This is a genomic window from Faecalicatena contorta (genome assembly GCF_022835095.1).
Classification (GTDB): Bacteria; Bacillota; Clostridia; order Lachnospirales; family Lachnospiraceae; genus Faecalicatena; species Faecalicatena contorta.
This window is the reverse complement of record NZ_BQNQ01000001.1, coordinates 586,139-609,567: the sequence shown is the minus strand read 5'-3', so window position 1 is coordinate 609,567 and position 23,429 is coordinate 586,139. Positions and strand designations below refer to the sequence as shown.

The window sequence follows — 23,429 nt, the reverse complement described above, 5'->3', positions numbered from 1 at the left end:
TATTTTTGTGTTTTTTTCTAATAGCAATTGCAGATTTCTAATTTCTCTGTTATAATTTATTCCATAATACAGCGGAGTGGAGTGTGTAAGTCCACTTCAGTTCCCCCCTTACCTCAATCTTTGAAGGGGAATACTATTAATATCAGTTTATTTGAAGGAGGCCCCGCTTTGACTTGTACGATTCGTGACATTGCCCAGGCTGCCGGCGTATCCGCTTCCACTGTTTCCCTCGTATTACGCGGCAAAGAAAACCGCATTTCCGAAGAAACAAAACTGCGGGTTCGTCAGATTGCCAAGCAAATGAATTATGTTCCCAACCAGGTTGCTGTCTCACTGGTTACGAAAAAAACACATACCATTGGATTGATCTATGCCGATATGCTTAACCCCTTTTACTCGGAGCTGGCCGTTGGAGTAGAACGTAATGCGCAGCTTCACCATTACAGTCTGCTGATCTGCAACTGTGATGAACAGGTGGAGCGCTGTATCCACAGTATAGATTTGCTGGAAAGCCGCTGTATTGACGGCTTTATTCTTCAACCCCCGGAAACGATCAACGCCAGTCCTAAACAGCTGCATGCACTGCAGGAGAAATTAAATACCTGCCGTACTCCCTATGTGATTCTGGATCGTGCGATTCATAACGTATTTCATGATTATGTCTCTGCCGATCATCAGCTGGGAGGATATCTGGCTACAGATTATCTTATCAGGCTTGGACATACCCGGATCGGTTGTATTACGGGTTCCCTCTCCGACTACGGCTCCAAACGCCGTCTGGCCGGATATCAGGAGGTTCTCTCAAAACACGGGATCTCTTATGACCCGTCTCTGATATACGAGGGATTATACCTGATTGAGACAGGATACCGCGGTGCCATGGAACTTTTCAAAAAAGATGTCACTGCCATTTTCGCCTTCAGCGATCAGATTGCGATCGGTGTGCAGCGCGCCGCTTCAGAATGTGGAATTTCCATCCCGGAAGACCTTTCTCTAGTAGGTTATGATGACAGCACAATTTCTCACCTTTGTGCTGTTCCTCTCACCACGATCCGTCAGCCGATTGAACTGCTCGGACGCCGCGCATGCGAACTTTTAATTGACCGGATCGAAGAACCTGACCGTGCGCATCAGGATTATTTATATCCTCCTGTGCTGATTCAGAGAAGCAGCTGTTCCCTGCCCCGTCATAATGCTGCTTTGCTCCACGAGGACAGAAATATCCTTCCAAAGGATACCCCATAACTCAAGCCCTCCGGTGGAACCACAGTGGCTGCGAAATAAGATTCTCCCAGAAGTTTTTGTAAAAGCGAAAAGGGCCCTGCTCTATCCAAAATATGTTCTCTTTCCAGGCAGAAAAGTATAATGGTAATAAATCGCCTGTTAATGAAGAGAGCATATCTGATAGAACAGTGCCCTTTAAAATATTACAAAAAATCGTGAATCCTTACAAGAGCCCTCCTACAGAGAGGAACAGCGGGGCGAATACAAGTGCAACGATAGTCATTAGTTTTATCAAAATATTGATTGACGGTCCTGAGGTGTCTTTAAACGGGTCCCCGACCGTATCGCCTACTACGGCTGCCTTATGGGCTTCGCTGCCCTTCCCGCCATGGTGGCCTTCTTCTATGTATTTCTTCGCGTTATCCCAGGCTCCGCCTGAATTGGCCATAAATATAGCCATCAGTACGCCTGTTACCAGCGCTCCTGCGAGGAGCCCGCCCAGTGCATCGGTGCCTAATACGACTCCAACCACTACCGGCACGACAACTGCCATCACGCCTGGCAGAAGCATCTCCCGAAGGGCCGCCTTTGTAGAGATCGCAACACAAGAGGTATAATCCGGTTTATCTGTCCCCTTCATAATACCTGGTTTCTCGCGGAACTGCCGCCTTACTTCTTCAATCATCTTATAAGCAGCTTTTGACACGGAGTCCATCGTTAATGCGGAGAATAAGAATGTCAGCATTCCGCCAATGAAAAGCCCGATGATAACCTTATAATCCAGCAGGTTGATAGACTGCAGCTTTACAGCCTCTGCATAGGATACAAACAGGGCCAGCGCAGTCAGTGCCGCTGAACCGATTGCAAAACCTTTCCCCATGGCTGCAGTAGTATTTCCCACAGAATCCAGCTTATCGGTAATCTCACGTACAGATTCATCCAGTCCGGACATCTCTGCAATACCACCTGCGTTGTCCGCAATCGGACCGTATGCATCTACCGCCACCGTAATACCGGTTGTAGAAAGCATACCTACTGCCGCAAGTGCGATCCCATATAAGCCGTCCGCCTTATACGCTACAAAGATACCTGCACATATCAGAAGGAGCGGAAATGCAGTAGACTGCATGCCGACTGCGATACCACTGATAATTGTGGTTGCCGGACCTGTCTCTGACTGGTTGCCAATCTTCTGAACCGGTTTATAATCTGATGATGTATAATACTCTGTTACACTTCCTATAATTACTCCCACAACAAGGCCTGCGATTACCGCAATCGCCGCCTGGAAGCCGTCAAATAACACTTTACTAAGTACAACGGATGCAATAATGACAAGAATCGCAGAAACGTAGCTTCCTCTTGTCAGAGCCTTCTGAGGGCTGGACTTTTCGTCTCCTTTTACAAAAAATGTACCGATGATCGATGCCAGCAGACCACAGGCCGCTATCACAAGTGGAAATACCACTCCGGATACTGCTGCCCCGACAGCGCCAAGAGTCAGTGCAGATACAAGGGAACCTACATAAGATTCAAAAAGATCCGCTCCCATGCCTGCCACATCCCCTACATTATCGCCTACATTATCCGCGATTACTGCCGGATTACGCGGGTCATCTTCCGGGATCCCGGCCTCTACCTTACCAACCAGGTCCGCTCCCACGTCTGCTGCCTTAGTATAAATACCTCCGCCCACACGGGCAAACAGCGCAATTGAGGAAGCTCCCAGGCTGAATCCTGACAGGATATCTACATTGCGGGTGATGATATAAACCAGGCTCACTCCCAGTGCACCAAGCCCCGCAACACACATTCCCATAACCGCTCCACCGGAAAATGCAATGGACAATGCCTTATTCATGCCGCTCTCTTTTGCCGCATTTGCCGTCCTGACATTAGCCTTCGTCGCCACATTCATTCCAAAATAACCGGCAAGCGTTGAAAATAGAGCGCCCACCACAAAGCATACTGCCGTAACCCAGTTGCCGATGCCCACACCGATCAGTATGAATAGCACCACAACGAAAATAACCAGAATTTTATATTCTGATTTCAGGAAAGCCTGTGCGCCTTCACTAATTGCACTGGCAATTTCCTTCATTTTGTCGTTCCCGGCATCTGCTCTGCTTACTTTTACCGCCAGATATGCGGCAAACAGCAGTGTTAGAACTCCTACTGCCGGAACCAAATACAATAACCTTTCCATAATAACCTCCTAAAAACCAATCCCTTTTAACATATTCCCGGCCTATAAATGATTCAACACCTCCTTCTTTACCGGGTCTGTTGATCTCATTCTAGCAAAGAATGCAGGAATTAACAATGTATTTTGCAGAAATTGTATTGTATTTGGGAAATTTATTCAATTGAAAGAACTTTATGCACTCCGCCTTCCGCCCTCCGTCAATTATCTGAATATCTGAAAGAGGTCGGGCGGCGGATCATTGTAGATGTGTTGATTTATGCCCCGGTTCCTACTCCTCCGGAACAATTATAAGATCTTTTGTAAAGTGGTTGAGTACTTCGCATCCGTCTTCCGTGATGAGCACAATGTCTTCGATACGGACGCCGATTCCCTCATCCGGCAGGTAAATTCCAGGCTCTACAGAAAAGCACTGTCCTGGCTTGATGATGTCTTCATTGACGGACGATACATCCCCGAATTCATGATCCTCCAGGCCGATAGAGTGGCCTGTCCTGTGTGTAAAGTATGGGCCGAATCCTTTTTCCGTAATATAATCACGGCATGCAGCATCTACATCGCACATTCTGTTCCCCGGCCTGGCAGCTTCGATTCCTCTTCTGTTGGCTTCTGCGACAATGTCATAGATCTCTTTTGCCCGGTCAGATACTTCACCTATAAATACAGTTCTTGTCAGGTCTGATGCATAGTTGTTTTTAAATGCGCCTATATCCAGAATCACACAGTCTCCACGCTTTCCTCTGGAGTCATCTGTTACATGATGTGGATCGGCTGCGCCCTTAGCATATGCTGTGATCGGTTCGAAGGATACGCCCTCACATCCAAGCTCCTTGTAGATCTCACGGATCTTGGCGCTCAGCTCCCTTTCTGTGAGTCCTTTTCCAACCCAAGGGATCAGCTTTTCTACCGCAGCGTCATTCAATCTGGACGATTCCCGCATCAGTTCCTGTTCCTTTTCATCTTTGATCATCCTGATATAGTCTACAATCATGGAACCGTTCACATAACGACTGCCAGCTTCCAGTTCCTGCAATCTGAGCAGGAATTTCGCCGGCCAGATTTTATCGATGCCAATTGTTTTATCTTTTTCTACATACTGTGACAGAATCTCAACGCCATCTTGTATGTCGTTATACCAGACCAGATCAACCCCAAGATCTTTCTCCTGGGGGAACAGCTCATTGATTACCAGCTTGTGATTCCCATTCACATTCAGATACAGCGCTAACAATCTCTCTCCCGGAACAATCATCTTTCCCGTCAGCCAGAAAATGGTGAGTGGATCAGCAATGATCATCTGCGGAACGCTTTTTTCTTCCATTGCCCCCAATATTCTATTTAACTTACCTGTGTCCATTCATAAAACCTCCTTTTTTCTGCATATTTAATGCTTTCTTATAAACATACCTCTGTCATTGTAAGGCTATTCATATGGCATGTCAATAAATCCCCGATGGTATATATTTCCTGCTTCTGCTGGGTGTTTCTCCCTGCTGCAGGTCCGGTTTTTACATGGTCTCATTAATTTAATGTGGATTTTTTTTTGGTTTATGATATGCTTGATAATGAGGTGATTATAATTGATAAAAAAAATACTTAGAAATCTGGGGGCTGTTCTTCTGTTCCTCGCAATCTCGAGTGTTTTATCCTTTTTATTTTTCCATTTGGGAAATAAAAGTTCCGCAAATATTGCTTTATTCTATATTCTTGCGCTCATTCTGATTGCGCTTAACACGGACGGCTACATTTATGGAATCTGTGCTTCGGTTTTCTGCGTAGCAGCGGTTAATGTATTTTTTACCTATCCCTTTTTCCGGATGGATTTTACCCTGGACGGCTACCCTGTCACATTTCTGGGTATGCTGGCAGTCAGTATTATCACCAGCACAGCCACCACCCGTATAAAAAAGCAGAAGATAATACTGGACGAAAAGGAACGTAAACTGGCAGAGGCAGAAAAAGAAAGAATCCGGGCCAACCTGCTGCGTGCGGTTTCCCATGACCTGCGCACACCGCTCACGACAATCATCGGCTCTTCCGCCTCTTGTATGGAGGATTATGACGACCTTACGGATCAAGAAAAACTGGAACTGATTCACAATATCCATGAGGATGCAGGCTGGCTTTTAAACATGGTCGAAAATCTGCTGACCGTTACCCGGATTCAGGATGATTCCGGTAAAGTGAAGAAGTCGCCTGAAGTCGTGGAGGAGGTCATTTCCGAGGCAATTACGAGAACCCGGAAGCGCTATCCAGATATAAAGATTCATGTGAATATGCCCAAGGACTTCCTTATGGTTCCCATGGATGCCACACTGATCGAACAGGTCCTGATTAACCTTATGGAAAATGCCTGCGTCCATTCACATACTGAGAAACCCGTAGAGCTGACCATAACCAGCGATGATGATTTTGTCCGCTTTAAAATCCGGGATTACGGTATCGGACTGGATGAAATGCAGCTCCCTTATATCTTTGAGGGAAAGTCTACCCGCAGTCCGGCCGACAGCTACAGAGGCGTTGGTATCGGTCTGTCAATCTGCAAGACTATCATTACTGCACACAGCGGCACGATTACTGCCGCTAACCATGAAAATGGGGCTGAATTTACTTTTACACTGCCAAAGGAGAGAGAGCATGAATATGACGCATAAAGTTACAGTTCTGATAATTGAAGATGAAAAGAAAATTTTGACATTTGTAAGTAAAATATTGAAAAAACACGATTACAAGGTCTTATGCGCAGATACCGGCAAAGGAGGGCTCAGTCTGATCGGTTCCCAATGTCCGGACATCATCCTGCTTGATCTCGGCCTGCCTGATCTTGACGGATGTTCGATTATACAGGAAGTGCGGGCCTGGTCCAGCATACCGATCATCGTAATTTCGGCCCGCTCAGCGGAAAAAGAAAAAGTAGCTGCTCTGGATCTGGGCGCGGATGATTACATCACAAAACCATTTGGTACCTCGGAGCTTCTGGCCCGCATCCGTGCTTCCCTGCGCCACAGCAACCGGCTGTATACGGATGGTTCTCTGTACATACGCCCCTACCAGTGCGGCAATATGCTTCTGGACTTCTCTAAACGTATTCTGACCATTGACGGGAAAGCGGTTCATCTGACGCCTATCGAATACAAAATAGTAGCCTACCTGGCACAGAATTCCGGCAAAGTCATAACTTATGCCTCAATTCTGTCAAATGTATGGGGGCCCTATGCGGACAGTGATAATAAAATCCTGCGCGTAAACATGGCAAATATACGCAGAAAAATAGAAATTGATCCCGCCCAGCCGCAGTATATTTTCACGGAAGTAGGGGTTGGGTACCGCATGAAAGAAGACGAATATGACAGCAATTCTCAGCCTTCTTCCGTTTAGTCCGCTCTCCGTTTCCCCGTTAAAGAACCGCTAAGAAAATGACCAAACTCTTTTGGTATACTGCCTTTTCCTTTACAATAAGTCATAAAATGATCAAGAAAAGGAAAGGGAGAGAAAAGGCTATGGGAAATATAGGAATGACTATCTTAATGGTAGTGGGGGGCGCTGTGGGAATTTTTTCATCACTTTATATTGCCGTCAGTTTTCCGGCGCTCATTATATGGAAAATATACCGCAAAATACGCTACGGGTATAAGCTGGCCGATTAATTGGCGGATGACCATAAAGGCGGCTCCAAAAAGGGAAGGACAACATGAAAGGGCCGTCGGAAAATGATTGACTCATACTATATATTGCCGCCTGACTTCATAGTCCGCCTCAATATGTAGTTTGTAAATATCATTTCCCGACAGCCCCTTTATGTTGTCCTGAAACAAGACTTTCCTATTCCCCAAAGGATCACATCTTTACTCAGTGACCTCGATTATGGGTGAGATAACTTCCTGGTTTATTACGTCTATGAATCCTACGTCTGTAACTGCATACATTGGTATGGCTGCCAGACAGATGAAGGACAGGAACATGAATGGAATGATGATCGGTGAACCGAGTTCGTGGATAATTCCGTTGAGTTTCCGTTTCTCGTCTGCAAGCTCTTCTCCTGACAGGTCTGAAAGGAGGCCGCAGATTGGGTAAGATATCTCTGCCAGTATCTCGCCATTTTTGACGATGTTCTGGCCCCCGCCTATTTCAATCAGGTGGTTGACAGCTATGGCCATGTCTTCGAAGTTTGTTCCCATTACGATAATGTTGTGGTTATCGTGTCCTACAGAAGATGCAATGGCACCCTCTTTGAGATGGAACCCTCCCATAAACGCTTTGCCGACGTTTCCGTTTACTCCGTAACGTTCTACCTGGGCAATATAGAGCACATCCTGCTCCACGTCACACTGTACCACACCATTAACCACAGGTAGTTCTGCTTCACGTCCCTGCGTGATCGGTATCCATGGCAGGGTATCCATTACCTTTACTTTTACCTTTTTTGCTCCCTCGGGGGCTTCGATTCGGAAGCTTTCCGGGGTGATTGGATTTTTCAGTTTCGTTGTGTTTAAAAGGCATGGCGCATGCTCTGCCTTTGGATAGGATATGAGGCACCTGCCATTGTCCACGATTTCTTTTCCGCCTGCGATGACGCTTAATACGCGGAAATCTTCTTCCCCGGTTGTTATGTTGATATCCGCCCTGCGCCCAGGCGCCAGGCCGCCGATTTCATCGTCCAGATGGAAGGCCCTGGCAGCATTGAGGGAAACCATCTGTATTACGGTTGGGAAATCAACGCCTGCCTTCAGCGCCCTGCGCACTGCTTCATCGAGATGTCCATTGTCCACTGCATCGACGGTATGAAGGTCATCCGTAACGATGCTGACTCTGGATGTATCCAGTTTCTGTTCCAGGATCGTTTTCAAGCAATCTGCAAGGTTCTGCGCAGCTGATCCCTCTCTGATCATAAGGTGGCAGCCATTCCTTAATCTGGCAGCCGCCTCCTCTCCGTTCAGGGATTCGTGATCCGTGGTAACGCCTGCTGCAAGGCAGGTATTCAAAGCAGGCCCCATCATATCCGGGAGATGCCCCTGACAGGTCTTCCCCGGCATCTTGTTCGCTTTCTCCATGGACTCAAGCAGATCCGGAAATCCGGATAAGACGTATGGCCCTACAATTTCAGACAAGCCGACCGCATCTTCTCTCTGCAGCGCTTTCTGAATGATTTCGCCGTTAAAATGTCCTCCGCTTGTTTCCAGGTTGGGGGCAAATGGTACATGGGACGGAACAACAAAATAAAGTTTCAGATCCGTCTCCTCCGCTTCTTTGAGCACCGCTTCGATGGCTTCCAGGCCGCCTACAACCCCGACCTCATGAAGGTCTGTCATAACTGCTGTGGTGCCGTGTTTTAATACCAGTTCAGCAAAGGAACGGATTGCCAGGCTGGTGCTTTCGGGATGAATATGTCCGTCAATAAATCCCGGAGTAATATAATTTCCTCCCGCATCAATGACCTTTGTATTTTCTCCGATTGTATAGTCCACATCGCCAACCGCCGCAATCGTGTTTCCGCTTACAGCCACACCGCCCTCATAGATCTCTTTTGTATATACATTTACAATCTTTCCATTCTTAACAACGATATCTGCAGGTGTTCTTCCTGCCGCAACTTCTAGTAATTTTTTATCCATATATCTGTTCCTCCTATCTGAAATCACACTTTGTTATCTGAAACATCCTCCTGCTTCTCATGCACTCAGCTTGTCTCTTAGCAGCGGGTGACCGGAAACCGGTTAGGCAGCGTGATTCCCGCTCTCCTGTATATCGCCTCGCTCCGTTCCTGGGCCTCTTTTACGATTGCCTCTTCATCTAGTGTCAGCACTTTCCTGTCCTTCATCAGCCATTTTCCATCACACATTGTACTTTCAATGTTCGTAGAATGCATAGCCGTCACAAGCGCCGCTATTCTGTCGTTTACCGGCATCATGGACGGGCCATGCGGATTAATCACGATTAGATCCGCTTTTTTGCCTGGTTCCAGGCTTCCATATACCTGGTCATCCAACAGTGCCCTCGCACCGTTTTTGGTAGCCATACATAAGATGTCCTCCGACGGTACAACCGTGGAATCCAGTCGCCATCCCTTATGAATCAGCGACGTGAGCCACATCTCATCCACCATATCCATACGGTTGCTGGAAGATGCCCCGTCAGTGCCTATAGAGACGCAGATTTTCTTATCCAGCATCTGCGGAATTTTGGCAAACCCCAGTACACGCATGGCAGAAGCCGGGTTGTGGGAGACTTTGACATCATATTTTTTGAACAGGTCGACTTCCTCATTTGTCAGCCACACGGTATGTACCGCCAGCAGATTTTTATCCAATACTCCCAGACGGTGCAGATGTGTTACCGTTGGCTCCCCGTAAACTTCTTTTGTATACTCAATCTCTGATTTAGCCTCCGCTACATGCATATGCACACCCACACGATATTGATCCGCCAGTTCTTTTGTCCTGACGATCAGATCATCCGTATTGTTGAAAATCGTCCTCAGCCCAAACCAGATCTGGACTCTGCCATCAGCAGTGTTATGGAACTTTTTCAGATCATCCACCTGCTGATCGAGTTCTTCCTGCATGGTCTTCTGCCAGATTGGAGGCAGCCCCTCCCCACAGTCCATGACGGATTTGGCAAGCTTTCCGCGCAGCCCGGCTTCTGACACGGCTCTTACCATGCCGCTGACAAACTGGCCGCCCGGCTCGGCAAAACTGGTCACTCCGGAGCGGATCAGTTCGAGACAGCACATCAGGGTCGAGACATAAGAATCCTCTTCTGTCATGTTACTCTCAAAAGGCCACATTCTTTTATGCAGCCACGTCATAAAATCTACATCATCGCCGACGCCGCGGCTGATCTGCTGAGATGTATGTACATGCGTATTGACAAATCCCGGCAGAAGATATCTGCCATTGAGGTCAATGACTTCCGCATCCGGCCTAATCAGCGCGGGGTCTACTTTACCTGCCGCCAGAATCTTATCGTCCTGCACCAGAAGACCGCCGTTTTCATAAACCTGGTTTGACTCATTCATGGTTAGAATATAACCATTTTTAAAATAAATTTGTTTTGCACTTTCCAATCCACTGCCTCCTTTATCTGACTTTTTGTTCATTATAACGAATATCGTTCGTTTTGTCAATTCTCCTATTTGACTGAATAATCTGTTTCTGTTATAATACTTGCATTCAGTTAAAATTACCCGGGAGGTCATTATGGATTTATCTAAAATCGGTAAAACAATCAAAGACAAACGGCAGGAGATGAACCTGTCACTGCGTGAAGTTTCCGCCCTGTCTCAGGTGGCCGGAAGCACCATCAGCCAGATCGAGACCGGCAAGACATCCCCAAATCTGCTGACGCTGAAGGCCATCTGTGATACTCTTGACATCCCCGTCTTTTCCCTGTTTTTAGAGGAGGATTCTCAGGTACAGTTGGTCCGCTTTCGGGATCAAAAATCATTTGTCAGAAACACAAGCAATGGAAAGGCTTTGACAGAATCTTTAATCATACACGGGAAGAACGAAATGTACGCAGCCACTGTCACAATTCCCTCCGGCTCAGACTCCGGCGAATTCGCACGCCATGGCGGAGAAGAATTTGTATATGTGCTGCAGGGAAATGTTACGTTTGAACTGGAAAACAACGGCAGCTATGAGCTGGAGGAGCATGATACCCTGTATTACCCTAATTATATCGGACACCGATGGATGAACAAGGAAGAGAAAGAAGCAAAAATCCTGATGGTTTCTACTTCTCCCTATACATTCTGACAGTAACATGATACAGAAACCATGAGCCGGGCTGTGCTGGTAATCCAGCACAGCCCGGCTCATGTATTTTACGACCGGTACTTGCTTCTAAATCCGGAGATATTCTTCCTGGAAATACCGGGCCAGATTCAAGATTGTTTTTTCCAGGTCCACCACCGTGTACAGTTCTTCTTCCGCCTGTAGAATTGCCTTTTCTATCCAGACCTCAATGCGCGGCTCGGCCTCCGGCCTCTGGATCTCCCTGCAGTTTTCTGCAGAGAGGATATAAGGCTCCCCCCAATATTCGATACCGAGCTGATAATCACGGTACTGGCAGACAATGACAATATGTCTGGCCAACGATTTTTCCTCCATGTCTTGCGTGTGAATCACCGGTATTATCATTCCTTTATAGTTGCATACCCCAGTAAAGTATTTTGGAAGACAGGGGATTTTCGAGATTTTCAGCCCGGGACATATCTCTGTGATATAAGGAAACTCAAAAGCGTATTTTCTTTCTCTGCCCTGAATGCAGAGCAATTCTGTTGTATTCTCTAGTTCCATAGGCTCCCTTTCTCATATAAACCAAACAGCATCTCCAGATCCAGCGCTGTGCATACCTTGCCGTTTCCCATAATACTCATGCCGCTGACTCCGGTCTTTCTTCTGAAATCCACCCCGAACAGGGCAGGCAGCTGTTTTACCACAATTCTCTTCTGTTCATACATACGGTCTGCCAGAATGCAGCCCTCTTTTTCCGTACCCCTTACATAGACAAGCACTGCAGAATCCGGCGTCTCTCCTTCCAGGCGGTAGAACTTCCGTAAGTCGATCATGGGTACCATTCTGTTCTCAAACAGAATGTAGGAACAGCCCTGAATCTCCTGTATATTTTTTTTATTATCTCTATACTCCAGAAACTGATACACATAGCGTGCAGGCATGGAAAAGCGGTAATCGCTCACACGGAAACGTATGCATTCCATGGTGGCCAGCGTCAACGGAACAGACAACGTAAAGGTACTTCCCCTGCCCTGCTCGCTTTCAATGAAAATATTGCCTCCCGCACTCTCCAGGACGCTTTTTACCACATCCATCCCCACGCCGCGGCCGGAATACTCAGACACTTCCTCTTTCGTGGAAAAGCCGGGCTGCAGGATCAAATCCAGAATCTCCTGACGGCTGTACTCTTCCACAGGCTTTGTCAGCATGCCTCTTTCTCTTGCTTTCCCGCATATCTTCTCCTGATCCAGGCCCCGTCCGTCGTCTGCTATAGAGATCAACACCTCCCCCACGTTGCTTTCCACGGAAAATATCACCTTTCCCCGGCGGTCTTTTCCTGCGGCTGTCCGTTCATCGGGAGATTCGATTCCATGGTCCACTGCATTTCTGATCAGATGTACCAGAGCTTCAGACACATAGTCCACCACACTTTTATCCGCTTCGATATCCCCGCAGTTGGCAACAAACTCCACTTCCTTATCTTCATCTCTGCAGATGTCCCTGAGAATCCGCCTAAGCTTCGGCACAATCTTTTCGAGAGGCACCATGCGCATCTCCATCACCGTCCGCTCCACCTCACTGATAAGGCGTTCCAGCTGGTGTGCAGGCCCTTCCCTGATATCGTCCATCCCGCTGGATTCCAGCTGGTTCTCAAGGGACATCATATGTATCAGCAGCTCTCTTGCCAGATTCTGCAGGTGGTCCAGTCTGTCGCTTCGCACACTAAGAAATTCTACTTCTTTATTCTCTGCGACTTCCCTGTCCTGCTGGTTCGTCTCTTCCGGCACCGGCGCGGGCAGGCGCTCCTGGATAACCCTGCACGATTCCACAAAAAGCCCCCGCTTCAGAATCTCCAGCACTTCTTCTTTGCTTTTGCTTTCAAAACGGATAAACAGCCCCTGTTCACTGATGATACCGGAAGATTCCGGAGAGCGCTCCAGATCCGGAGGATATGTCTCCAGATCGCTGCACATTCCTTTTATCTGCCGGATCAGCATAAAGGCTCTGACGTTCTCCATTCTGCACCCTTCCTCAAACAGAACCTTCACGATAACCCCATTCTTTTCTGCCATTTGGGCAGGTATCACATCCTGTTCCGTGCCGGGGGCCTCTTCCTTTGCCTCCTCCGGTTCTGCAGACTGTCCATGGCTGATCCTGCTCAGATATGCGTCAGCGTTTCCCTCCAGAACCTTTGTATCTGCCGGGGCATAATCCGGCTGATCCATGCGTTTGAGCTCATCTTCCATATAATCCAGCACGGCAAACAACAGGTCAAACAAGTCCGAAGGCACCTCTTTGATCTCCCCCTGCTGCTCCCTGTAATACGAGAATAAATCCTCCACCTTATGCGCCAGAGAGGAAAGCTGTTTCAGCCCCATCATTGCGGATGAACTTTTTATCGTGTGCATAACACGGAAAATACTGTGGATATCTTCTTTTGCAAAGGCATTTTTCCTCTCAGTCTCCAACAGGACAGCACTCAGCTGCCCTGTCAATTGTTCTGCCTCCAGCAAATATACCTCTAACATCTCTTCTGCATCCGCATCAAAAAACCCCATATTCTCATTCCGCCTGTTCTATGTTTTCATACCATACACTGCAGTTTTTCCCATGCCTCTTACCATAGTATAAGGCCTGATCTGCCTTTTCCACACATTCCTCGATCCCTTCCTGCCGTCCGTAAACATGCATTCCCAGCGTAATGGTGCAGGAAAATGTATCACTTCCACAGGTTATCTGAAATCCTTCGACCTCTTTACGGATTGTCTCACTGATCTGAAATGCCTCTGACTCCGTCACATTAAACAATGCCACCAGAAACTCTTCGCCGCCCCAGCGCACAACCTTGTAATCCCTGCAGATTCCCTCCATTATATTCGCGATACAGACCAGCGCCATATCGCCCGCTTCATGCCCGTATGTATCATTCACCATCTTAAAATCGTCTATATCCGCAAGAATCAGAACATTCTTCCGTTCCTCTCCCGTACATTTCGCGATATCTTCCACCAGGTCTCCAATCACGTATCTCCGGTTATAAAGCCCCGTTAGCCCATCCCGAAACGCCATATAATTTAATTTTTCCATATTGGAGAGCAGTTCCTTGTTCTGTCGGTCCAGCTCATCCTTCTGCAGCTTCAGCTGAAGATGTGTATTCACTCTGGACAGCAGCTCCCCCTTGACAAACGGCTTTTTGATATAGTCGCAGGCTCCCATATCAAAGCCTTTGACGACGTCATCGTCCTTATCCTTTGACGTCAAAAATAGGATTGAGGCGTTATTCTTATCTGCTTCTTTTAGTTTTGGGAACAACTCATAACCGTCTGTGTCCGGCAGAACCACATCTAGAAGAATCAGGTCCGGCTGATACTGCCCGATCATCTCCTGCGCCTCCTGCCCGGTATGTGCCTCGCATATAAAGACATCGGCATCGCTCAGCGCTGCCCTTATCTGCTTGCAGATAAGCAGGCTGTCATCCACTACCATTACTATTTTTTTATTCTCCGTGTCCATCATTCTTCCTCCATCGTTATCCATCTATTTCCACCTGCTGCCTGGATCAGAAACGCTTAACAGGGTGCCGTACCGTGCTCACTTCCAGTATCCCGTCTTCCGCTGAAAATGTAATCGTGCGCCCATAATTACTTCCTGTATCCTCCGCTGCAAGACGTATTCGTTCCTCAGACAGTGCCTGTTTTACACCTCTTACATTCCGTTCCCCAATATCCCAATCATTCTCTGCAGTGCCGAACATTTTGGCTCCGCCTGCGATTTTTGCCGTTATATACCGTCTCTGTGCACCTTGTCTGTACATCTCATCCAACAGCTTTTTTGTGCCGTCAGCCGCAAATTTATATACATTTTTCTGTCCCACCGCATAGGTCCTGTCCGGCAGGATCACATGGGCCATACCTGCGATCCGGTTTTTCACATCATACAGGCAGACTCCCACGCAGGAACCCAAAGCATAGGATACCAGCAGCTGCCCGGGTCTTGCAGTTTTCCCTTCGGCGATCCCAACTATAATCTTCTCCATAGGCCTACTCCCTGAGTTTTTTAAGCATCGTATTCAGCGAATCCAGCTCCGGCCAGAATAGGATCCTGCCTACAAACGCGTTTTCTCCCATATGGAATATATTTTCAATCAGCAGAATGCTGTCGCTTACTTTCAGGTGTCTGGACAACGGCACGCCCAGTATGGCTCCGCCCATATCAATACAAAGGTCCGGCACCGACACATCCGTATCCATTCCAGTCAGTTCCGCCAGGGCACGTATGTACGAACCACACATGATGTTCCCCAGTTCACTCAGCAGGGACTGGCCCATTTCGTCCAGACAGGTCAGGCAGTAGTCTGTCTCACCCAGCATCGTTTCCAGAATTGCTTTGGTAAACGCTTCGTCCATCAGGAATAAAAACATCCCCTGCAGTTCCCCGCTTACCTGGATCAGAATCCCCGTCTGCACCGCTTCCTGGATTCCCAGTGTATCAAATATATCCTGATATCTTACCAGACAGATACTCGGTATTCCGATCTCGATTACATGCCCCATCATCGCCGAGAGTGAGGAAACAGCATTGCCTGTTCCAATATTGCCCAGCTCAGCCAGCATATCCCTTGTCTCATTATCTAAATCAGTATAAATATTCATACGCGCCTCTTCTCTCATGCCTGTATTTCAAACTGTTCCACCAGTTCTTTCAAAAGCTGTGCCTGAGCGGACAGCTCTTCACTTGCCGCTGCGCTTTCTTCTGATGTCGCCGAGTTCCCCTGGACAATATCCGATATCATCTCCACACTTTTCCTGATCTGTGTAATCGCCTCTGCCTGCTGTGTGCTCAACTCGGATATCTGATTAACCATATCATTGACTTTCTGTGCACCCTCCACAGAATCCTGAAGCGTGTCTGCCGTAATTGCAACCGCTGAACTTTCTTCCTCTACCACCTCCGCATTCTTCTCTGCCAGTTCCGCTGTCAGTTTGGATGCCCCGGCCGTCTTCGACGCAAGTCTGCGCACTTCTCCTGCTACCACGGCAAACCCTCTTCCGGCCTCTCCCGCACGGGCGGCTTCTACCGCAGCATTGAGCGCCAGTATGTTGGTCTGGAACGCAATATCTTCAATCTCCTTCACAATACCTGCAATTTCTTTTGAGTTGGCGCGGACCTGCTCAATACCGTCCTCTAAGCGCCTCATCTGGTTGTTGCTTTCCAGGAGCTTTCTGCCCACTTCATCCGCAAAATCTCTGGACATCACAGCGTTCTCAGCGTTAATTTTCACGCTCTCCGCAATCTCATTGATGCTGACAGCCAGCTCCTCGATGGAACTTGCCTGTTCTGATGCCCCCTGCGCAAGTACCTGCGCCCCATTGGAAACCTGTTCTGCCCCTCCGGATACCAGTTCAGCGCTGCTGCTGATCTGCTGGATGGAACTGCGCAGCATAGCGCCGATATCCTCCATGCACCTGCGCAGCGTTATAAAGTCACCTTTAAACTCTGTCTCACTGTGATAATTCAGCCTGCCTTCCCCGAGGGCACGCATCCCTTTTTGTATCTCTGATACGTAAAGATTCAGGGAGTCCGCCGTAATACGTATATCATCTGCTAGTTCTCCAAATTCATTTTTAGACTGATAATCCAGATCAATGCACAATTTCCCGTTCGCGATCTGATTTGCGGCATCTTTTACATCCCGGATTGGCCTTAATACGCTTCTCGTTATAAGGATCCAAAGCCCGATGGTAATCAGTATACATACACCCGCCAGAATAAACATAATTGAAACGATACGTTTGCTCATTGTGGCAGCCGTATCCACACTCTCTTTCACATCCGCCTTGCATGCACTTATCACGGCTTCCAGTGCATCTCTTGTAACCAGAGACTGGGGTTCGTACTGATGATAATATGTATCAAAGGCAGCGCTGTCATCTCCTGCCTCTAGATAGGCAAATACCTGATCCCTTATTGTTTTTAACTGTGTAAACTGCGCGGTCAGCTCTTCAACCTCTTCCTTACCACTCACATAGCCAGTACGGAGGGATTCAGCGCATTCGTCCACATTCGCTGCGTATTCCTTCGTTTTCTGAAGATACTGCTCTCTATCGACGGTATTATCCGTTGTCGATAGAATGGAAAGATTTCTTCCTACGCTCTGCATATCCGCTATCATCTCCATCGATGCTTCCATATTGGCAAACGGTTCCGTATACATCTTTTCAATCCTGTCCGACAGGCTTCTGATATTCACTACCGCTGCACTTACAGTGATCACATAAAGCACGATGATACATGCAAATGCCACAATCAGTTTCTTTCCAACTCTCAGATTCTCAAAATGTTTTTTCATCTTGCTATTCCTCTCATTTGCTCCCCAGTTAATCTCCAAGGCAGTATTTTACTATCCTCTGCAGTTCTTCCTTTTTAAATGGCTTTACGATAAATTCCTGCGCTCCGGCCAGTATCGCTTTTTGAATCATCATCTCCTGGCCTATGGCAGAACACATTACAACTTTTCCCTCCGGATGGATGCGCATAATTTCCTCCAGCACCTCAATTCCGGACTTCCCGGGCATCGTGATATCAAGGAGCATAAGATCCGGCATTTCCTTCTGATATATCCCGATTGCTGTTTCTCCATCCTCCGCCTCAACTATCGAGGAATATCCCGCGCTTTCTAATGCATTGCGTATCGTCTTTCTCATAAACATCGCATCATCCACGATCATAATTTTCTTATCCATGTATTCTCCTCTTCCCTTTTGTTAAATTAATCATTTTACGCCGCCGTTATTCCTGTACACTGACGGATATACCTGCTCAAGCGATGTTTCGTCACGGGATAAAAGCTCCGCGTGGCCGATAAAAAGATATCCCCCCGGATGCAGGCTCTCCTCCAAACGTGAAACCAGTTGTTTTCTGGACGCTCTGTCAAAATAGATCATGACATTCCGGCAGAATATGAGATCGAACCGGGAAGACTCCGTTAGCGGCTCCATAAGGTTATGCTTCCGAAAACGGATATTGTATTTCAAGTTTTCATCTACCCGGAAACTGTCCCGGCTCATATCCGTACAATACTTCTCCTGCCATGCCAAGGGTATATTCGCAATCTCACGGCGCGGATATATTCCCTTTTCCGCCTTGCTGAGCACCTCTTCCGATATATCCGTTGCCAGAATTCTGGCGCTGACAGCCCTATTATTTTTCTCTTTATACTCATCCAGGCACATAGCCAGCGTGTAGCATTCCTCACCTGTGGCACATCCTGCGCACCATATCTGGCAGATCCCGTACTTTTTTCCAAACAGTTCGGGAAATACCTTATCCGTCAGAATGGAAAAATGCACGGATTCACGCATAAAATATGTATAGTTTGTCGTCAGCCTGTTCACCATACCGCCCGCAATCTCTCCCGAACCGTCACTCCTGAGAAGCCGCATGTACTGCGCAAAAGAGGTGACCTGATAACGCTCCAGTTCTTTGGACATCCGGCACTCAATAAGCACTTTCTTTTTATCCAGGTTAATGCCGTAGTGTAGCCTGAAATATTCAACAATATCGGCAAACTCCTGCTCTGTCAGCCTAATCACAACTTTTCGCCCCCACTCCGTTTATCACTGGCAGCAGATCATCCGGAACCTCCTCCTGTCCGCCTATATCACTGCATGGTATTCCTATCATCCAATCCCCCTGCTCCAGGATGATCCCGCATGTGTATTCCAGGCTTCCCGCACCGGCCTGCTTTGTTCCACCCATCTTAACCGGATTATAATAGACCACAACCTTTCCCTGATAGTCTGCTATACCCAGGATCTCTTCCTCTGCCCCGGGTACACGCTGAATCCGGGGACTGCTGACTACTGCAGATACGCTTTCTTTGTCTACATACAACCGCCTGCCGCCATACTCCAAACTGATATAAGTGCCGCCCGGCATTCTATCTGGCACGCGGGGCTCCCGCCTTCTTTTGTCTTCTGCGGAATCCTCCGGCTTTGCAAATATCCCGGGATCCACTGCATATGCCCATACCGCCTCTTCGTTTTTCAGCTTGTAAACGGCTTTCAGATATCTGTTAGCACCGCTAAGCACCGGTTCCGGCAAAGATATCAGCTCCCCTTCGTGCACCTCAAGCATACCGGTTATATGCTCTACCAGCAGCCCGTGGCCGCCCTCCTCTTTCAACAGTATTATATATTGTCTGTCGGACTTCCCCATATCCCCGCTGCCGCCTGTTATTTCAGATACATCGGCAACTGCCAGCCCATCGGGGATATCCCGTCCGTCCAGTATTCTCTCCATCTTGGAAACAGGAAGAAGATAATAGAGGCCGTCTGTGCTAAAAAGCAGATATAGTTTTTCTAAACCTTCCATTTTCCTACCGCCTTCCCTACAATACAGTTACCCTAACTATACTGCATTTTTAAAGGAAACTCAAGATCAGACTTCTTTTATTTTCTGTTTTATTCCGCTCCATTATTCCCAATCTTAATCATATTATATTTGTGATCAGGATAAGACTGGAAAGAGGTAAAGGGACAGCGCAAAAGTTTTCCCCTTCATCACAAAAACAGACCCCGTGATCAGCGTCAAAGAGTATCTTCCTCTTTGGCCTGCTCACAGGGCCTGTTTCTTATTCTTTATTCTTCATCAAAGACCAGTTCTTCATCAAGTACCAGTTCTTCATCAAAGTCAATTTCATCATCAAGCTCAAGCTCCGTGCTCAACTTCACATCACGGTATTTTCTCATACCGGTACCGGCCGGAATATGTTTTCCGATGATGACGTTCTCTTTCAGACCGATCAGGTGGTCTACCTTCCCCTTGATTGCTGCTTCTGTCAGAACCTTCGTCGTCTCCTGGAAGGATGCCGCTGACAGGAAGGAATCGGTTGCAAGTGACGCCTTGGTAATACCAAGCATGATCTGTTCGCCTGTTGCAGGCTCTTTGCCTTCTGCCTGCAGCTGTTCATTCACTTCGGTGAATTCCAGAACATCTGCCATGGTTCCGGGCAGGAATTCGCTGTCTCCTCTTTCCTCTATACGGATCTTCTTCAGCATCTGACGCACAATGACTTCAATATGCTTATCGTTGATCTCAACCCCCTGCAGACGATATACACGCTGCACTTCCTGGATCATATAATCCTGTACGGCACGCAGTCCCTTAATCTTCAGGATATCATGCGGGTTCACGCTACCTTCTGTCAGCTCGTCACCGGCTGCCAGCTTTGCGCCGTCCTGTACCTTGATACGTGAACCATATGGGATCAGATATGCCTTGGATTCGCCTGTCTCGTCGTTTGACACGATGATCTCGCGCTTTTTCTTTGTATCACTGATGGTTGCAGTCCCCGCAAACTCAGTAATAATAGCAAGGCCTTTCGGCTTTCTTGCCTCAAAGAGCTCCTCGACACGAGGAAGACCCTGTGTGATATCATCACCGGCAACTCCACCCGTATGGAACGTACGCATGGTCAGCTGTGTACCAGGCTCGCCGATAGACTGTGCGGCAATAATACCAACAGCCTCACCAACCTGCACCGCTTCGCCCGTAGCCATGTTTGCCCCATAACACTTGGAGCATACACCGTTCTTGCATTTACAGGTAAGAATGGTACGGATTTTTACCATATCTAACGGATCGCCCTTCTCATTCACGCCCTTTTTCATGACTCTCTCCGCACGTCTTGGTGTGATCATGTGGTTCGCTTTCACAAGAATATTCCCGTCTTTATCTCTGATATCCTCGCAGGAGAAACGTCCTGTAATCCGCTCCTGGAGACTCTCAATCTCTTCATTTCCATCCATGAATGCCTTGACATACATTCCTGGAATCTCTTTGCCTTCCTCCGCACAATCGCTGTCGTGGATGATCAGTTCCTGTGACACGTCGACAAGACGTCTTGTCAGGTATCCTGAATCGGCTGTACGAAGGGCTGTATCGGACAGACCCTTACGGGCTCCATGCGCAGACATGAAGTACTCCAGTACGTCCAGCCCTTCACGGAAGTTAGACTTGATCGGCAGCTCGATGGTACGGCCTGTCGTATCCGCCATCAGACCACGCATTCCGGCAAGCTGTTTGATCTGCTTATCGGAACCACGGGCTCCGGAATCGGCCATCATAAAGATGTTGTTATACTTATCCAGACCGGACAGCAGGGCCTCCGTCAGCTTATCATCGGTGGCCTTCCAAGTCTCGACTACCTCTTTGTAACGTTCTTCCTCTGTGATCAGGCCACGTTTGTAGTTCTTTGTGATCCGGTCCACAGTATCCTGTGCTGCCTCGATCATCTGCGGCTTCTCAGGCGGCACGGTCATATCGGAAATGGATACGGTCATCGCCGCTCTTGTTGAGTATTTGTACCCGATCGCCTTTACATCATCCAGAACCTCTGCAGTCTGTGTTGCGCCGTGGGTATTAATGACTTTTTCCAAAATCTGCTTCAGCTGTTTCTTACCCACGTGGAAGTCTACTTCCAGCAGCAGCTCGCTGCCTTCGGCCTCGCGGTCTACAAACCCCAGATCCTGCGGGATAATCTCGTTAAACAGCAGTCTTCCAAGTGTTGCATCAATCACTCCTGCCTTCTCACTTCCGTCCGGCATGGTCTTCTTTACGCGGACCTTAATTCTGGAGTGCAGGGTAATATATTCATTTTCATAGGCCAGGATGGCTTCACTCACGCTCCTGAAGAACATGCCCTCGCCCTTTGCTCCCGGTCTTTCCTGGGTCAGATAGTAGATACCAAGCACCATATCCTGGGAAGGAACGGCAACAGGGCCGCCGTCCGACGGTTTCAGCAGGTTATTTGGTGAAAGCAGGAGGAAACGGCATTCTGCCTGCGCCTCCACTGACAGGGGCACATGGACCGCCATCTGGTCACCGTCAAAATCGGCGTTGTAAGCCGTACATACCAGCGGATGCAGCTTGATCGCCTTACCTTCTACAAGGATCGGCTCAAATGCCTGAATTCCCAGCCTGTGCAGCGTGGGGGCACGGTTCAGCATAACCGGGTGCTCTTTGATCACTTCCTCGAGCACATCCCATACCTCTGGCTGCAGCCTCTCAACCATCTTTTTCGCATTTTTTATATTGTGCGCTGTCCCGTTCGCTACGAGTTCTTTCATCACGAACGGCTTAAACAGCTCGATTGCCATCTCTTTCGGCAGACCGCACTGATAGATCTTCAGCTCCGGCCCAACCACGATAACGGAACGTCCGGAATAGTCAACACGCTTTCCGAGCAGGTTCTGGCGGAAACGTCCTGATTTACCTTTCAGCATGTCGGACAGGGACTTCAGCGCCCTGTTTCCAGGTCCTGTTACCGGACGGCCGCGGCGGCCGTTATCAATCAGGGCATCTACTGCTTCCTGCAGCATACGCTTCTCATTGCGGACAATGATATCCGGCGCCCCCAGTTCCAGCAGTCTCTTCAGACGGTTGTTTCTGTTGATAATTCTCCTGTACAGGTCATTCAGGTCGGATGTCGCAAAACGTCCGCCGTCCAGCTGTACCATAGGGCGCAGATCCGGCGGGATGACCGGAATTGCAGTCAGGATCATCCACTCCGGCTTGTTTCCGGATTCCCGGAATGCCTCTACAACTTCCAAACGCTTTACGATTCTCGCACGTTTCTGTCCGGTGGCATTGGTAAGCCCCGCCTGCAGTTCGGTATATTCCTTCTCCAGATCAATTGCCTGCAGAAGTTCCTGGATCGCCTCGGCTCCCATTCCTACGCGGAAGGAACCATAGCCCCATTTTTCTTTTTCTTCCTGGTACTCGGCCTCTGACAGTACCTGTTTGTACTGCATATCCGTCTCACCCTTGTCGAGAACGATGTAGGAAGCAAAATACAGCACTCTCTCCAGTGTCCTCGGTGAAATGTCCAGAATCAGGCCCATGCGGCTCGGAATCCCCTTAAAATACCAAATATGGGATACCGGCGCTGCCAGAGCGATATGCCCCATGCGCTCACGGCGCACGGAAGCCTTCGTCACCTCGACTCCGCATCGGTCGCAGACCACGCCTTTATAGCGGATCTTCTTGTACTTTCCACAGTGGCATTCCCAGTCCTTGCTTGGTCCGAAAATCTTTTCGCAGAAAAGCCCGTCTTTTTCAGGTTTCAATGTTCTATAGTTGATGGTCTCAGGCTTTGTCACCTCGCCCCTTGACCAATCCATTATTTTATCCGGTGAAGCCAGCCCGATTTTGATCGCATCAAATGTTAACGGTTGGTATTGTTGTTCATTATTACTTGTTGGCAT

19 protein-coding genes are annotated in these 23,429 nt (G+C 48.2%); 5 read left to right on the top strand and 14 right to left on the bottom strand.

Annotated elements, in window-relative coordinates; genetic code table 11:
- Positions 1–168 precede the first annotated feature (168 nt).
- Positions 169–1,245 (top strand): LacI family DNA-binding transcriptional regulator, encoded by a 1,077-nt coding sequence (locus tag MWG26_RS02710; protein ID WP_025654539.1) that lies wholly within the window; start codon positions 169–171, stop codon positions 1,243–1,245.
- 202 nt (positions 1,246–1,447) lie between these two features.
- On the opposite strand, the gene MWG26_RS02705 is transcribed toward MWG26_RS02710, so the two are convergent.
- Both MWG26_RS02705 and MWG26_RS02700 read right to left on the bottom strand, forming a co-directional pair.
- Positions 1,448–3,430, bottom strand: a complete 1,983-nt coding sequence (locus tag MWG26_RS02705) for a sodium-translocating pyrophosphatase (protein WP_025654538.1) — start codon at positions 3,428–3,430, stop codon at positions 1,448–1,450.
- Positions 3,431–3,698: 268 nt separating this feature from the next.
- A complete protein-coding gene (locus tag MWG26_RS02700; protein WP_117440884.1) occupies positions 3,699–4,784 on the bottom strand; it encodes a M24 family metallopeptidase in 1,086 nt (361 codons plus the stop codon).
- Between the two features lie 226 nt (positions 4,785–5,010).
- Between MWG26_RS02700 and MWG26_RS02695 the strand changes: the two genes are divergently transcribed.
- The 3 genes from MWG26_RS02695 to MWG26_RS02685 all read left to right on the top strand — a co-directional run bounded on the left by MWG26_RS02695 (position 5,011) and on the right by MWG26_RS02685 (position 7,074).
- Positions 5,011–6,081, top strand: coding sequence for a sensor histidine kinase (locus tag MWG26_RS02695; protein ID WP_373596235.1), 1,071 nt, complete (start codon positions 5,011–5,013; stop codon positions 6,079–6,081).
- Positions 6,071–6,805: a response regulator gene (locus MWG26_RS02690; RefSeq protein ID WP_025654536.1), complete on the top strand. Its 735-nt coding sequence runs from the start codon at positions 6,071–6,073 to the stop codon at positions 6,803–6,805. The genes MWG26_RS02695 and MWG26_RS02690 overlap by 11 nt, the downstream gene beginning before the upstream one ends.
- Positions 6,806–6,927: 122 nt before the next feature.
- On the top strand, positions 6,928–7,074 hold the full coding sequence (locus tag MWG26_RS02685) for a hypothetical protein (protein WP_173005669.1): 147 nt from the start codon (positions 6,928–6,930) through the stop codon (positions 7,072–7,074).
- A gap of 198 nt (positions 7,075–7,272) precedes the next feature.
- On the opposite strand, the gene MWG26_RS02680 is transcribed toward MWG26_RS02685, so the two are convergent.
- Together MWG26_RS02680 and MWG26_RS02675 are read right to left on the bottom strand one after the other, a co-directional pair.
- Positions 7,273–9,039, bottom strand: coding sequence for an adenine deaminase (locus tag MWG26_RS02680; protein ID WP_117440882.1), 1,767 nt, complete (start codon positions 9,037–9,039; stop codon positions 7,273–7,275).
- A 77-nt stretch (positions 9,040–9,116) separates the two neighbouring features.
- Positions 9,117–10,490: an amidohydrolase gene (locus MWG26_RS02675; RefSeq protein ID WP_025654535.1), complete on the bottom strand. Its 1,374-nt coding sequence runs from the start codon at positions 10,488–10,490 to the stop codon at positions 9,117–9,119.
- A 133-nt stretch (positions 10,491–10,623) separates the two neighbouring features.
- Between MWG26_RS02675 and MWG26_RS02670 the strand changes: the two genes are divergently transcribed.
- Positions 10,624–11,181 carry a helix-turn-helix domain-containing protein gene (locus MWG26_RS02670; protein ID WP_025654534.1) on the top strand — a complete coding sequence of 186 codons (558 nt, stop codon included), beginning with the start codon at positions 10,624–10,626 and terminating at the stop codon, positions 11,179–11,181.
- 87 nt (positions 11,182–11,268) lie between these two features.
- Here MWG26_RS02670 and MWG26_RS02665 read toward each other — a convergent pair whose 3' ends face one another.
- From MWG26_RS02665 to rpoC, 10 genes are all read right to left on the bottom strand, one after another.
- Positions 11,269–11,724, bottom strand: a complete 456-nt coding sequence (locus MWG26_RS02665) for a chemotaxis protein CheW (RefSeq protein WP_025654533.1) — start codon at positions 11,722–11,724, stop codon at positions 11,269–11,271.
- Positions 11,715–13,721 carry a chemotaxis protein CheA gene (locus MWG26_RS02660; protein WP_117440881.1) on the bottom strand — a complete coding sequence of 669 codons (2,007 nt, stop codon included), beginning with the start codon at positions 13,719–13,721 and terminating at the stop codon, positions 11,715–11,717. The genes MWG26_RS02665 and MWG26_RS02660 overlap by 10 nt, the downstream gene beginning before the upstream one ends.
- A gap of 4 nt (positions 13,722–13,725) precedes the next feature.
- Positions 13,726–14,676: a GGDEF domain-containing response regulator gene (locus MWG26_RS02655; RefSeq protein WP_025654531.1), complete on the bottom strand. Its 951-nt coding sequence runs from the start codon at positions 14,674–14,676 to the stop codon at positions 13,726–13,728.
- A 46-nt stretch (positions 14,677–14,722) separates the two neighbouring features.
- Entirely contained in the window at positions 14,723–15,199 is a 477-nt protein-coding gene (locus tag MWG26_RS02650; protein ID WP_025654530.1) for a chemotaxis protein CheD, read from the bottom strand.
- 4 nt (positions 15,200–15,203) lie between these two features.
- Positions 15,204–15,815: a chemotaxis protein CheC gene (locus MWG26_RS02645; protein WP_025654529.1), complete on the bottom strand. Its 612-nt coding sequence runs from the start codon at positions 15,813–15,815 to the stop codon at positions 15,204–15,206.
- A 14-nt stretch (positions 15,816–15,829) separates the two neighbouring features.
- Positions 15,830–17,512 carry a methyl-accepting chemotaxis protein gene (locus MWG26_RS02640; protein ID WP_025654528.1) on the bottom strand — a complete coding sequence of 561 codons (1,683 nt, stop codon included), beginning with the start codon at positions 17,510–17,512 and terminating at the stop codon, positions 15,830–15,832.
- Between the two features lie 28 nt (positions 17,513–17,540).
- Positions 17,541–17,906, bottom strand: coding sequence for a response regulator (locus MWG26_RS02635; RefSeq protein ID WP_025654527.1), 366 nt, complete (start codon positions 17,904–17,906; stop codon positions 17,541–17,543).
- Between the two features lie 30 nt (positions 17,907–17,936).
- Entirely contained in the window at positions 17,937–18,755 is an 819-nt protein-coding gene (locus MWG26_RS02630) for a CheR family methyltransferase (protein ID WP_025654526.1), read from the bottom strand.
- The gene (locus tag MWG26_RS02625; protein WP_025654525.1) at positions 18,748–19,536 is read right to left on the bottom strand and encodes a chemotaxis protein CheW; all 789 of its coding nucleotides are present in this window, start codon (positions 19,534–19,536) and stop codon (positions 18,748–18,750) included. Before MWG26_RS02625 ends, MWG26_RS02630 begins: the two co-directional genes overlap by 8 nt.
- 266 nt (positions 19,537–19,802) lie before the next feature.
- The gene (gene rpoC / locus MWG26_RS02620; protein ID WP_025654524.1) at positions 19,803–23,429 is read right to left on the bottom strand and encodes a DNA-directed RNA polymerase subunit beta'; all 3,627 of its coding nucleotides are present in this window, start codon (positions 23,427–23,429) and stop codon (positions 19,803–19,805) included.